This window comes from Pseudomonas sp. PDM14, assembly GCF_014851905.1.
Taxonomy (GTDB): Bacteria; Pseudomonadota; Gammaproteobacteria; order Pseudomonadales; family Pseudomonadaceae; genus Aquipseudomonas.
Map to the genome: position 1 here is coordinate 2,481,706 of NZ_JACVAQ010000001.1, position 12,778 is coordinate 2,494,483.

The 12,778-nt window shown below is 60.7% G+C and carries 11 protein-coding genes; 6 read left to right on the forward strand and 5 right to left on the reverse strand.

Annotated elements, in window-relative coordinates:
- Positions 1-19 precede the first annotated feature (19 nt).
- The 6 genes from IB229_RS22105 to IB229_RS11740 are packed head-to-tail and all read left to right on the forward strand — an operon-like array spanning position 20 to position 6,857.
- Complete coding sequence (locus IB229_RS22105; RefSeq protein WP_192328773.1) at positions 20-469, forward strand: prepilin-type N-terminal cleavage/methylation domain-containing protein; 450 nt, start codon at positions 20-22, stop codon at positions 467-469.
- A gap of 6 nt (positions 470-475) precedes the next feature.
- Positions 476-922 (forward strand): Tfp pilus assembly protein FimT/FimU, encoded by a 447-nt coding sequence (locus IB229_RS11720; RefSeq protein WP_192328776.1) that lies wholly within the window; start codon positions 476-478, stop codon positions 920-922.
- Positions 919-1,338 (forward strand): prepilin-type N-terminal cleavage/methylation domain-containing protein, encoded by a 420-nt coding sequence (locus IB229_RS11725; protein ID WP_225578953.1) that lies wholly within the window; start codon positions 919-921, stop codon positions 1,336-1,338. The genes IB229_RS11720 and IB229_RS11725 overlap by 4 nt, the downstream gene beginning before the upstream one ends.
- Entirely contained in the window at positions 1,338-2,219 is an 882-nt protein-coding gene (locus tag IB229_RS11730; RefSeq protein ID WP_192328779.1) for a type II secretion system protein, read from the forward strand. The genes IB229_RS11725 and IB229_RS11730 overlap by 1 nt, the downstream gene beginning before the upstream one ends.
- Positions 2,220-2,253: 34 nt before the next feature.
- A complete protein-coding gene (locus IB229_RS11735) occupies positions 2,254-2,616 on the forward strand; it encodes a pilus assembly protein MshP (protein WP_225578955.1) in 363 nt (120 codons plus the stop codon).
- The gene (locus tag IB229_RS11740) at positions 2,613-6,857 is read left to right on the forward strand and encodes a DUF6701 domain-containing protein (RefSeq protein ID WP_192328786.1); all 4,245 of its coding nucleotides are present in this window, start codon (positions 2,613-2,615) and stop codon (positions 6,855-6,857) included. The genes IB229_RS11735 and IB229_RS11740 overlap by 4 nt, the downstream gene beginning before the upstream one ends.
- A gap of 347 nt (positions 6,858-7,204) precedes the next feature.
- On the opposite strand, the gene ntrC is transcribed toward IB229_RS11740, so the two are convergent.
- From ntrC to glnA, 5 genes are all read right to left on the reverse strand, one after another.
- The gene (ntrC, locus tag IB229_RS11745; RefSeq protein ID WP_192328789.1) at positions 7,205-8,641 is read right to left on the reverse strand and encodes a nitrogen regulation protein NR(I); all 1,437 of its coding nucleotides are present in this window, start codon (positions 8,639-8,641) and stop codon (positions 7,205-7,207) included.
- Positions 8,638-9,723 carry a nitrogen regulation protein NR(II) gene (glnL, locus tag IB229_RS11750; protein ID WP_192328792.1) on the reverse strand — a complete coding sequence of 362 codons (1,086 nt, stop codon included), beginning with the start codon at positions 9,721-9,723 and terminating at the stop codon, positions 8,638-8,640. The genes ntrC and glnL overlap by 4 nt, the downstream gene beginning before the upstream one ends.
- Before the next feature lie 193 nt (positions 9,724-9,916).
- Positions 9,917-10,540 carry a DUF4124 domain-containing protein gene (locus tag IB229_RS11755; protein ID WP_192328795.1) on the reverse strand — a complete coding sequence of 208 codons (624 nt, stop codon included), beginning with the start codon at positions 10,538-10,540 and terminating at the stop codon, positions 9,917-9,919.
- Positions 10,541-10,563: 23 nt separating this feature from the next.
- Positions 10,564-11,115 (reverse strand): DUF4124 domain-containing protein, encoded by a 552-nt coding sequence (locus tag IB229_RS11760; RefSeq protein WP_192328797.1) that lies wholly within the window; start codon positions 11,113-11,115, stop codon positions 10,564-10,566.
- Between the two features lie 147 nt (positions 11,116-11,262).
- The gene (glnA, locus tag IB229_RS11765) at positions 11,263-12,669 is read right to left on the reverse strand and encodes a glutamate--ammonia ligase (protein ID WP_192328800.1); all 1,407 of its coding nucleotides are present in this window, start codon (positions 12,667-12,669) and stop codon (positions 11,263-11,265) included.
- Positions 12,670-12,778: the final 109 nt, after the last annotated feature.

Here is a 12,778-nt window from a genome sequence, read left to right on the forward strand (position 1 = left end):
CAGTCCAGAGGGCTTCAAAATGAAAAAACAACAAGGCGGTTTCACCCTGATCGAGCTGATCATGGTTATCGTGATTCTCGGGATTTTGGCGGCGTTTGCACTGCCGCGGTTTGCCAACCTCGGTGCTGATGCGCGGCGCTCGACCATTCAGGGCGTAGAAGGCTCCATGAAGTCAGCTTCCGCGATTGTGCATTCGGCATTCCTGGCTCGCGGCGGCACCTCGTCGACAACTACAGTTGCTGTAGAGGGTGCAAGCATCGCTGTTAGCAACGGCTACCCAGCGTCCTCGGCCGCCGGTATTGGTGACGCGGCGCAGTTGTCGGCCACTGAATTCGATATTACGCACACAGCAACCACAACGACCGTACAAGCGAAAGGTGCTGCTACAGCTGCTTCCTGCCAAGTTGTGTACACCGCAGCAACCGCTAGTACGATTCCCACTGTAGTTCCCACTACAGGGGGTTGTTAGTAGCCAATGCGCGGCTTCACCTTGGTCGAGTTGATCATGGTCATCGTGATCATCGGCATTCTCGCCGTGGTGGTGGGGCCGCGTTTCTTTGATAGGTCTGTGTTTGACCAGCGTCTGTATTACGAAGAGGCACTGTCTGCAGTGCGTTACGGACAGAAGCTCGCCGTAGCCAGTGGCTGTCCGATTCGGGCCCAGGTCAACAGTGCGGGCTATACCCTCACCTATGCGAGCGCTTGTGGCGCCATTGCTGCAGGCGGTGCGGTTGCTAATCCCATTGGGGGTGGCAACTACGCTACGACCAACTCACAGGGCGTCACTGTTGCGCCCGCTTTGGACGTGACCTTCAACTCTCTCGGCGCTGCCTCTGGCGCTGGCAACACTGCCAGCTTTGCCAGCGGAGCCTTTTCGATCAACGTCAACCTGGCCACCGGCTATATCGGGACCACACCATGAGCCGGCCCTTCGTTGTCAGTCATGGTTCGCCAGCGCGGCAACAAGGCATGACCCTGGTTGAGCTGGTGATTACCATCGTAATTGTTGGCATCGCCGCAGCGGCGATGTTCTCGGCCATGGCCGCGATCACCGGCCGCTCGGCCGACCCGATGCTGCGCCAGCAGAGTCTGGCGTTGGCTGAGGCTTATCTGGAAGCAATCACTACCCGTGCCTATATCGACCTGCCGGCCGCAGCACAAAACCTGCAGGCTGCGCAGGATATCAACGGCACGCCCATTCTTCCTGGTTACCAAGTCTCCGTAGCGGTTAATACTGGCGCTTCGGTAGGCGGGGTGGCCGCGACCAGCATCCGTGTCACCGTCGTGGACCCCACCGGGCAGCAACTGCTGCTCGATGGCTACAGGACGAACTACTGATGGCGTGCGTATTGGGCCCGTGCCCGCGTTGGCACCAGAGCGGAGTGGCTAAAAGGCGTGCCTGCCGGATACAAGGGTTTACCTTGGTTGAACTGGTGATGGTCATCGCTCTGGCAGGGTTGGTTGCGGTGATGATTTCCACCGTGATGTCGCGGCCCATGCAAGGCTTCGTCGATCAGAGCCGGCGCGCCACGCTGGTGGACCTGGCATCGACTGCCCTCAATCGCATGGCTCGTGATATCCGTTTGGCGGTGCCCAACTCCGTCCGTATCGGCGGCAATGGCGAACTGGAGCTGCTGCGCGCTCCTGTTGGCGGCCGCTATCGCGCCAACCTGCTAAACGGTGTGCCGCAGGACCCGCCAAGGTGTACGGCGAGTCCTTGCATCATCCCCTTTGCCGGCCCGTTGCCGCTCAATGAGCTGATTCTGCCCGCCAGCTTGTGGATGGTGATCTACAACGTAGGGGGGGGCGGCCCTGGCAACAATGTATGGCCGCCCTCGGATGCGGTTTCATCGGTGATTAGCCCCAGGGTTTCCGTCAGTCTTGCCGGCAGTACGCTGCAGCTCAGTGGAGCAGCCGTTGCAGGCTTTCGCTTTCGCTATGCGTCCCCGCAACATCGTTTTTATCTGGCAGACAGCGTTGTCGGGTATCGCTGCATGAACGGGCAGATTCGGCGGGGCGAGTTCAGCACTCTGGAAAACACCTACAACTACGATAATGCCGCGGTGGTGGTAGATCGCGTTAACTGTGGCACCAGTAGCCTCACCTATGCGGCGGGAACCAACACCCGTAGCGGCTTGGTCACACTGCGCCTGACCCTGACCGACAGCGGTGAAACCATCACTCTTCTGCAGCAGGTCCATGTCGATAATGCGCCTTAAGGGAAGCGAGCACGGCTTTGGCCTGGTGGCGGCGATGTTCCTGATCATCATCGTCGCGTTGGTCATTGCAGCCATGTCACGTCTGGCGACGACGCAGAACGCCACCAACAGCATGGCGATTCAGCAGGCCCGAGCGTACCAAGCCGCCCGAGCCGGCATTGAGTATGGAATTGTTCGCGCCCTTTCAAGCCCCACAGCGTTGCCGTGCGCCACATTTGCCCTTGATGGATTTCAAGTCCAGGTCACCTGCCCTTCTGTATCACTGGCTATCCCTGAAGAAGATAAAACGGCCGCTCAATTTTTCACGATCACTGCCACTGCCCAATTTGGTGCTCCCGGCCAGCCGGACTATGCGTACCGGCAGCTGACATCCGTAGTGGAGAGGCCATCGCCATGACTCAGGCTGTTTTTCTCCGCTTGCTCAAATGGGGCGTTGCAGCAATGGGGCTGCTGCTGTCCAGCAACGCGCTAGCCGTGGCCTATACCTTCAGCTCAGGCGGTTTTCTAAATCCAGTCGCAAATAACCCTCCGCCCTGCCAAGGTCAGGGCGCGGCGTGGAGCAGAAACGGGAGTGTCTTTACGTGTACCGGCCGTGTTGTGCTGGCTGCTGGCGATACGGTGGTGGTCTCCACCTGGTTTTTTGAGTCACTCGGCGACGTTACCATCGTTGCCAATGGCGGCTTCACGCTGGCGGGCAATAGCATTGGCACTTCGGGCAAGAACATTTCTCTGGAAACCGACTACAACACCATTACCGCAACCGGCACCAACAACATCAACGGTTCGGTGAAGGGCGGGAGCAGCAGTATCTCTCTGACGACCGGCACCATTACCGGCTCGCTGGAATCTGCCAGCGGCGCCATCACGCTCAACGGCACGACGGTGAATGGCACGCTGACCAGTAGCGGCGCAAACAACCTGACCAACGCCTCCGTCGGCGGCATAACGCAGATCACCAGCACGCTGGTCGCGACTTCTTCGACATTCGGCAGTAACGTCACCACCAGTGGCTCTGCGTCCCTGAGTGCGGGCAGTGTGACAGGGACGCTCTCATCCAGTGCCCCCATCACCACCACCAATGGCACGGCCATTAGTGGTGCGGTTACCAGCACTAACGGCACGGTCAGCCTTGGTGGTGGCAGTGTTGGAGGCAAGGTCACCGGCACCAACGGAGTGACATCCAATAACACCAACATCACCGGCGATGTTGCAGCAACCAGCGGCACCATCAATCTCACTGGCGGCACCATCAACGGCAACATCAGCGGCGGTTGCTGCCAGATCACGCTGAGCGGTTTGACGCTGAATGGTAATGCCTCCGCCACTAACAACAACCTTGTCGTCAGCACCAGCACCATTACCGGCAACCTGACCTCAACCAATACCATCAGCCTCGCCAGTACCAGCGTAACCGGCAACGTAAGTGCGGCAACGTGGGGGGTCACCATTACCGGCACAGGAAGCAGCAAGGTGGTGGGCACCTGTACGCCTAGCCTGACCTCGCCAGTTGACCTGTGTCAGGCGGTAGTGGTGCCGACCTGCCTGACCGATAACTTCAATCGAACCGATCTCGGTAGCACCGACTGGGCGGTAACCAGCCGAAATGGCAGCTTTGGCGTGCCGAAGATCATCAATAATCGCCTGCGCCTGACGGACAACTCGGGCAACGTTGCCACTGGCGCCACTATCCAGCGCCTGCTTCCGGCCACCTCGAACTACGTGCAGGTGCAGTTCAAGTACTACGCCTACAACGGCAACGGGGCTGATGGCGTGGCGGTGATCTTCTCCGATGCCGCTGTCACTCCCCAGCCGGGTGGCTATGGCGGCTCCCTTGGGTATGCGCAATTGAATGGCACCAGCGGCTTTTCCGGCGGCTGGCTGGGTGTTGCACTCGACGAGTTCGGCAACTTCTCAAACCCGACGGAGACGCGCGTCGGCGGCCCAGGTGCGCGAGCGGACTCCGTGTCGATAAGGGGCTCAGGCGTAGGTACCACCGGTTACCGTTATCTGGCGGGTACATCTGCCAACCTCAGTCCCAGCCTGGATGTCTCTGGCGCTACTGCTGGTCCTGGGCATACCTACCGAATCACCTTGGACAGCACCACCAACGGCAAGACGATGGTGTCGGTGGAGCGCAATACCGGCTCCGGATTCACGACCCTCATTTCGTCATTCGATGCACAGGCGGCCAGCGGGCAGGACGTGTTGCCGAGCAATTTCTTCATGACATTGACTGGCTCCACCGGTGGCTCCAACAACGTCCACGAGCTGGACGACTTCCAGGTTTGTGCGACCAAACTGAACCCGATCGGCCAGCAGATCGACCATTTCGAGTTCACCTATGGTGCCAACGCGCTAACGTGCAACCCGCAGCCAGTCACGATCAAGGCCTGCCTTAATGCCAGCTGCAGCAGTCTTTTCACCGACCCTGTCAGTGTGACGCTTGCTCCGAGCAGTGGATGGACTGCAACGCCTCCGGCAACCCTCAGTGGTGGCAATGTAATCAACTTCAGTGGAGGGACTGGTGTCGCTCAGTTACGCAGCGGAGCTGGAGTCGTCACCATCGGAGCACCCGCGTCCGCGCCCGCGACCAAGCCGTTGAGTCAACCTGTGTGCTCTACGACGGGATGCAGGATTACCTACGCAGACAGCGGGTTTCTCGTGAATGTACCCAACATGATCGCCGCCAAACCGGTCAACGGCACCATCCAGGCCGTGCGCAAATCTGACAGTTCCGCCATTTGCGTGCCGGGGTTCGCCAACGTAACGCGTACGGTCGGTTTCAATGCCGCCTACGGCAACCCGAATACCGGAACCAAGGCCGTCGTGGTAACGGGTAATGCCGCAGCGACGTCAGTGGTCACGACAACCACCAGCGGGCAAACCACCGCGACCACCGATGTCACGCTGGACTTCGACGCGAACGGTCGGGCACCAATCACCGTGCGTTATGACGACGCGGGTTCGATGGCGCTCAATGCCCGCTATGTGGATGGCAGTGCGAACAGTGGTGATGCCGGCCTTTCAATACTAGGTGCCGGCACGTTCATTAGCCGCCCGTTTGGTCTGTGTCTGGAAACGAATACGAGCGCTGCGTGTACAGCGGATGGCGCCGCGTGCCCGCTGTTCCCGGCCGGGGCGCTTACGCCGGCATCTCCTGGCAGCGTACGGGCCGGCGATGATTTTGATCTACAGGTGAGAGCAGTCGCCTGGGGTGGCAGTGACACACAGTCGCGAACGGCGGAAAACCTGTGCACCAATATCACCACGCCGAACTACCGGCAGGGCGACAGCGCAACCATCCAGACAACGGGCATTGCGTTGTCATCGACCGTCCAGGGGTTGGGTAGTGGCGCATTGAATGGTGATCTGAAGGCGCCCCGTTATGTGCATGACAATAGCCAGGTCAGCATTACGCAGAGCATGAGCGAGGTGGGTGTCTTCAAAATTACTGCTACGCCACCCAGCTACCAGGGCTTGAAGATGGATGGCTCCGGCAGCGGTATCGATGCTATCAGTGCGGTCAGTGACAGTGGTCGAGTGGGGCGCTTCGCACCGGCTTATCTGGATGTAGAGGTCAACGCCAGCCTGGCGCCTACCTGCACACCCGCGCCGTCCGGGCAGACCGCGTTCACCTATCAAGACCAGCCCATGGGCTTTACCGCTGCCTCGCGTCTGTATGTTGTGGGGAAAAATCGCCAGGGCGGCACTACTCGCAATTACGACTCCAGCGTGCTGTGGCGTTTCTCCCAGCCACTGGCTCACACTTTCCTGTCCGCAACGGGCCAGTCAGCGCTTGATCGCAGCGTGCTCAAGGCAACGCCGATGGTTAGCTGCACCGCTACGGATGCGCCCAGTCTGTGCATGCCCGCCCGTGTAGCTGGCGTTCGCGATTTCGAGGCAGAAGCCAGTGACGCCAGTCCGTGGGATGGGAAGAGAGGCTATGTGTTTAAGGACACGCCGGCCTATTTGCGCGTGGATACTCCGCAAAGCAGCGATGCAGAGTTTGAGGCCAAGTTGAAGCTGTCTATTGCCAAGACGCAACTGACGGAAGCCAGTGGCGCGGATGGTGCTTTCTACAGCCTGGACAAGGGCGCTACGGCTGCGGATTACTACTCGGCCACTGCGCTAGAGGGTAGCAAGGTGCGCCTGGGCAGACTGCGTACGGAGAATGGTGCTGCCAGTGATCTCAGTGACTCATCAGGCAACGCGCCGCGAGTGGTTTTGCCCGTTGTTCTGGAGCAATGGTCTGGCGCGGTTTTCGTCAAGGCGGTGGATGGTTGCACTCAGGTCACTTCGACACTGGAGAGCTACAGTGGAAACCTGACCCAGGCTGCTTTGCTTGATAGTGTGTCTGAGTCGTCTCTCACGACCCAGCGGGTAACCGTTTCTCCGGTGGCGGGGAATGGTGGCAAGCTGAATGGCTCTGTAGTGGTTCGCCATGGGATCAATCTGATCAATGCCCCAGGTGTTCCTGCCGTCTGGCTTTGCAGTTCACGAACAGCTGCGTCCGAGGTTGGGCTTGGTGGCGTTTGTTCGTATACATCAGCAGATGGCGCGCTGGCGAAAGAGCAGGCGACTTTCGGGTTGTATCAAGGATCTCCGCCGCTGATCTTCCGCCGCGAGGTTTATCGTTAGGCTGAACGGACACGAAAAACAAAAAGGCCACCTGCGAAGGTGGCCTTTTTGTTTGGCGGTGTAAAAGAGGGGAATCCCCGGCCTGCCTGTACCAAGGTCCCCGAAACTGGGTGTACTTGAGTCTATGCAGGGTGTGTGCCAGTTTTATTACGATGGGTGCAGGCCTTGTGAATACTGGGTTTCAGCCGAGTTTGGTGTCTTATGTCGTGCGCGGCGCGCGACGGCTGTTTGAACCGGCTAAGTGCACCCGCACGGTTTTTGCGCACCAATCGGGCATGGCAGTGTGCTCGCCCGGAAATTAAAAAGCGGGCCAGAGGCCCACTTTCTTGTGCAGCTGAACGTCTTGATCAGGCGTCGTCGCCGTCGTCGTCATCGCCGCCGTCCACCTTCATGCCGAGTTCCTTGATCTTGCGCGTCAGGGTGTTGCGCCCCCAGCCGAGCAGCACGGCGGCATCGCGGCGGCGGCCGGCGGTGTGCTTGAGTGCGGTCTCGATCATGATCCGTTCGAAGGCCGGTACGGCGCTGTCGAGCAGGCTGGACTGGCCGCGCGCCAGGGACTGGTCGGCCCACTGGCGCAGTGCCTGTTCCCAGTTGGCGGCTGGCTGGCTTTCCTGAGGCTGGGTGAGCAGCTCTGGCGGCAGGTCGTCGACATGCACTTCGCGCCCGGACGCCATGACGGTGATCCAACGGCAGGTGTTTTCCAGCTGGCGAACGTTGCCGGGCCAGGGCAGGTGCTTGAGGTAGTCCTCGGTCTCGCTCTTGAGTAGCTTCGGCTCCACGGCCAGTTCCTGAGCCGCACGCGCGAGGAAGTGGCGGGCGAGGGTGGGGATGTCCTCGCGGCGGTCGGACAGGCGCGGGATGTGGATGCGGATTACGTTGAGGCGGTGGAACAGGTCTTCACGGAACTTGCCGGCCTGCACCAGGGTTTCCAGGTTCTGGTGCGTGGCGGCGATGATGCGCACGTCGACCTTGACCGGCGTGTGGCCACCGACGCGGTAGAACTCGCCGTCGGCCAGTACGCGCAGCAGGCGGGTCTGGGTGTCGGCCGGCATGTCGCCGATTTCGTCGAGGAACAAGGTGCCGCCGTCAGCCTGCTCGAAGCGGCCGCGACGCTGGTTGGCCGCACCGGTGAAGGCACCTTTCTCGTGGCCGAACAGTTCGGATTCCATCAGATCCTTGGGGATCGCCGCCATGTTCAACGCAATGAACGGTGAGGACGCGCGCGGGCTGTGGCGGTGCAGGGCGTGGGCGACCAGCTCCTTGCCGGTGCCGGACTCGCCGTTGATCAGCACGGTGATGTTGGAGTGTGACAGGCGGCCGATGGCGCGGAATACCTCCTGCATCGCTGGCGCTTCGCCGATGATTTCCGGGGTGCGGGTCTGTTCGACCGGCACCTGCAGGCCTTGCTGTTCCTGGGCGTGCTGGAAGGCGCGCTTGACCAAGGACACGGCTTCGTCGACATCGAACGGCTTGGGCAGGTACTCGAAGGCACCGCCCTGGTAGGACGCCACGGCGCTTTCCAGGTCGGAGTGCGCGGTCATGATGATCACCGGCAGTCGCGGGTAGAGCTCGCGAATGCGGGCCAGCAGGTCGAGGCCGCTGGCGCCGGGCATGCGGATGTCGGAGATGATCACATCCGGCTGCTGGCGCGTCAGGCGGCTGAGCACGCCGTCGGCACTGTCGAAACTCTGGGTGGTCATGCCTTCCTGTTGCAGGGCCTTTTCCAGGACCCAGCGGATGGAACGGTCGTCGTCGACAATCCAGACGGTTTCACTGCGGCTCATGATTGAAAGACTCCTTGTTCCAGCGGAAGGAAAATCGAGAACACGGTGTGGCCGGGGTGGCTTTCGCACTCGATCAGTCCCTGATGCTGGCTGATGATGTTCTGGGTGATGGCCAGGCCCAGCCCGGTGCCGTCAGGGCGCCCGCTGACCATGGGGTAGAAGATGGTTTCCTGCAGCTCCGGCGGAATGCCCGGGCCGTTGTCGATGATCTCCATCTTGGCCACCAGGCGATGGCGCACGTGGCCGATGGTGAACTGGCGCAGCGTGCGGGTGCGCAGGCTGATGCGGCCCAGGCGCATGTCGCTCTGGCCAGAGAGCGCCTGCAGGGCGTTGCGCACGATATTGAGCACGGCCTGGATCATCTGCTCGCGGTCGATCAGCAGGTCGGGAATGCTTGGGTCGTAGTCGCGCACCAGAGTGATGCTGCCCTGGCTTTCCGCCTCGATCAGGCTGCCAACACGCTCGAGCACTTCATGGATGTTGGTCATCGACAGCGAGGGCAGCTTGTTCGAGCCGAGCATGCGGTCGACAAGATTACGCAGGCGGTCGGCCTCCTCGATGATCACGTTGGTGTAATCCTTGAGGCTTTCTTCCGGCAGCTCGCGGGCCAGCAACTGGGCGGCTCCACGAATGCCGCCGAGCGGGTTCTTGATCTCGTGGGCCAGGCCGCGCACCAGCAGCTTGGTGGTTTCCTGCTTGGACAGCTGCGCCTCTTCCTTGGTGATGCGCAGCAGGCGGTCACGCGGGTGCACTTCGAGCAGCAGCAGGGTCTGGCCGCGATTGAGGATCGGCGTGACGGCGTAGTCGACGGTAATGGTCTGCCCGGACAGCGAGGTGAGCATGGCCTCGCGCTTGGTGAAGGGGTGTGCGTGCTCGACAGCCTGGCGCAGCGAGCTGAGCGCTTCCGGTGACTCGGTGAACAGCTCGCTGATGAACTGGCCGTGGCTGCGCTGGCCACTGACGGCCAGAAGCATCTCCGCAGCGGGATTCATGTACTCCAGACGCAGGTCGTCGTTGAGCAGAATCGTGGCGGTGGTCAGGTTGTCCAGCAGCAGGCGATGCAGAGCGTCGTTTATGGTCATGGGCAGGCATCCGGCAATGGGCTAGGAAAATGCAAAAAGCAAACCAAAGCCCCGAAAAGACGCGCGTTATCTTTTGCCGCTCCGTGATTGGCCGTGTTTCAGCGCAAGCAGCGAGAAGGCGAGTGAACCAAAACAGGGAGAGTATAGAAATCGGTGCAGATCGGTGCGCCATGTTGGTGCGCGATCTGCCGATTCAGATGAAGGGGACGAAGGGGATGTCGCGGGGCTCTTTCGGCTTGTCCTTGAGCGGGCACTCCGGGCGGACGCCGTAATCGTCTTTCTTGCAAGGGTTGGCCTGGCGTTTCTGCGCCAGGGAGATGCGTTTCATGTGGAAGGGCTGGCTCGGTGTGCGTTCCAGGGTTCGGCCTGTGGCGTCGATGATTTCGACAGCGATCTGGTGAGTGCCGCGGTCGACGTTTTCCAGCGAGAACACCGGGCTGCGGCTCGCCTCTTTCATCACCTTGCCATCCATCACCAGGCGGAACAGATGACCGTCCTGCAGGGCCGGCTCCAGGGTCGCGGTGACGATGACGTTGCCGGCAGCATCGCGGATGGTCGCGTCTGGTTCGGGAATCAGGATGCGCAGCAGGCTATAGGCAGGCGCCTTGGGCTCCATGGTCAGCGATACGGGTGGGCGCGGAATGACGTTCTGTCCGCGCATTTCATTGCTGGGCGCCAGTTCCACGCGCTGGGCGTTTTCCGATTGCGGTTGATCGGTGAAAACGCGATTCCCATCTGCGTCGATATAGGTATAGACGCCGGCCAGTACAGGCAGGCTGAGGCTGGACAGCAGCAGGCAGAACAGCAGGTGGCGCATGTGCTTCGGACTACTCGTGAGGATTACGGGGCGGGCTTGGGTTTGGGTGGTGGCGGTCGTAGTGCGGGGCTGCTGGTGTTCACGCGCTGCACGGTGAAGGTGACGGTGGCGCTTTGCTGGATGACCTGGGTGCCATTGAGCACCTCGACGGCCAGGCTGTGTTCGCCGCGGTCGGCAGCAACTACCTGCAGGCTGGTGACGTTGACCGGCTGGCCGTAAGGCTGGCCATCGAGCAGCAGGCGCAGGCGATGGCCGGGGAGCAGGCGTGGCGTTATTTTCACGCCGACGGTAAAGGTGCCGTTGTTGGCGCGCAGGGCTTCATCGCTGGGCAGATTGGTCAGTTCCAGTACGCCATAGGTCGTGGTGTTCTGGCTGGCTGTCGGTGTGGCTTGGGTGGAGACTGGTGTCTGTGGGGCCACGGTATTGGTCGGTGGCAGCTCGACGCTTTCAACGTCCTGGCCTTCCGGTGGCTGATTGGTAAACACCGTGTTGCCGTTGGCGTCGGTATATTTGTAGATCTGCGCAGCAGCTGGCAGGGCCAGGGCGCAGAGCAGGCAGGCGGTGAGCAGACGCATTGGCGTACTCCCAGAAGATATCGGGCTAAGCCTTGCATCTGTTGGCGTCGCTGGCAAGCGCGCGACTTTCACGCCGTGTGACGGCGCAAAAAAAGGCCTCCCGAAGGAGGCCTTTTTCAATGCGCTGCCGGAGCAGGCGCTACTGGCTTAGACGCTGTAGTACAGGTCGTATTCCAGCGGGTGTACGAAGGTACGTACTTTGATTTCTTCTTCGGATTTCAGCTCGATGTAGGCATCGATGAAGTCGTCGGAGAACACGCCGCCCTTGGTCAGGAACGCGCGACCCTTGTCCAGTTCTTCCAGGGCTTCTTTCAGGCTGCCGCACACTTGCGGGATCAGCTTGCCTTCTTCCGGCGGCAGGTCGTACAGGTTCTTGTCCGCTGCGTCGCCAGGGTGGATCTTGTTCTGGATACCGTCCAGACCGGCCATCAGCAGGGCGGCGAAGGCCAGGTACGGGTTGGCAGCCGGATCCGGGAAGCGCGCTTCGATACGGCGGGCTTTCGGGCTCGACACGTAAGGAATACGGATGGAAGCGGAACGGTTACGAGCCGAGTAGGCCAGCATGACCGGCGCTTCGAAGCCCGGGACCAGACGCTTGTAGGAGTTGGTCGACGGGTTGGTGAAGCCGTTCAGGGCCTTACCGTGCTTGATGATGCCGCCGATGAAGTACAGGGCGGTGTCGGACAGGCCGGCATAGCCTTCACCTGCGAAGGTGTTCTTGCCGTCTTTACCGATCGACAGGTGCACGTGCATACCCGAACCGTTGTCGCCGTACAGCGGCTTCGGCATAAAGGTAGCGGTTTTGCCGTAGGCGTCAGCCACGTTGTGCACGCAGTACTTCAGGGTCTGAACTTCGTCAGCCTTGTTGACCAGGGTGTTGAACTTCACGCCAATTTCGTTCTGCCCGGCAGTCGCCACTTCGTGGTGGTGAACTTCGATGACCAGGCCCATTTCTTCCATGGCATTACACATGGCAGTACGGATTTCGTGGTCGTGGTCGCACGGCGGAACCGGGAAGTAGCCACCTTTGACGGCTGGGCGGTGGCCCTTGTTGCCGCCTTCGATGTCGGCGTCGGTGTTCCAGGAGCCTTGTTCGGAGTAGATCTTGAACATGGAACCGGAGATGTCGGACTTGAACTTTACTTCGTCGAAGATGAAGAACTCAGGCTCCGGGCCTACGAATACGGTGTCACCGATACCGGTGGTCTTCAGGTATTCCTCAGCGCGCTTGGCGATGGAGCGCGGGTCGCGGTCGTAGCCTTGCATGGTGCTCGGCTCGATGATGTCGCAGACCAGGATCAGGGTCGGCTCTTCGGTGAACGGGTCCAGCACGGCGGTGTCGTCGACCGGCAGCAGGATCATGTCGGAGGCTTCGATGCCTTTCCAGCCGTGGATGGAGGAGCCGTCGAACATCTTGCCGACTTCGAAGAATTCGTCGTCCAGGGCGTCACGTGCCGGCATGGTCACGTGGTGCTGCTTGCCCTTGGTGTCGGTGAAGCGCAGGTCTACCCACTTCACGTCGTGTTCTTTGATCAGTTGAACAGCTTTAGACATGTTGTCCTCCAGATGGATAAGGCTCGAAGGTGAGCCCTCAAAAGTTCGGTGAAGCCCGGCGGCATAGTCTGCCAGGGCGACCTGCCTCACAAGGGAGCAAATTGCATGC

Coding starts and splice junctions, on each gene's coding strand:
- IB229_RS11735 (WP_225578955.1), top strand. CDS start 2,254: ATGTTCCTGATCATCATCGTCGCGTTGGTCATTGCAGCCATGTCACGT.
- glnA (WP_192328800.1), bottom strand. CDS start 12,669: ATGTCTAAAGCTGTTCAACTGATCAAAGAACACGACGTGAAGTGGGTA.
- IB229_RS22105 (WP_192328773.1), top strand. CDS start 20: ATGAAAAAACAACAAGGCGGTTTCACCCTGATCGAGCTGATCATGGTT.
- IB229_RS11730 (WP_192328779.1), top strand. CDS start 1,338: ATGGCGTGCGTATTGGGCCCGTGCCCGCGTTGGCACCAGAGCGGAGTG.
- glnL (WP_192328792.1), bottom strand. CDS start 9,723: ATGACCATAAACGACGCTCTGCATCGCCTGCTGCTGGACAACCTGACC.
- ntrC (WP_192328789.1), bottom strand. CDS start 8,641: ATGAGCCGCAGTGAAACCGTCTGGATTGTCGACGACGACCGTTCCATC.
- IB229_RS11740 (WP_192328786.1), top strand. CDS start 2,613: ATGACTCAGGCTGTTTTTCTCCGCTTGCTCAAATGGGGCGTTGCAGCA.
- IB229_RS11760 (WP_192328797.1), bottom strand. CDS start 11,115: ATGCGTCTGCTCACCGCCTGCCTGCTCTGCGCCCTGGCCCTGCCAGCT.
- IB229_RS11725 (WP_225578953.1), top strand. CDS start 919: ATGAGCCGGCCCTTCGTTGTCAGTCATGGTTCGCCAGCGCGGCAACAA.
- IB229_RS11755 (WP_192328795.1), bottom strand. CDS start 10,540: ATGCGCCACCTGCTGTTCTGCCTGCTGCTGTCCAGCCTCAGCCTGCCT.
- IB229_RS11720 (WP_192328776.1), top strand. CDS start 476: ATGCGCGGCTTCACCTTGGTCGAGTTGATCATGGTCATCGTGATCATC.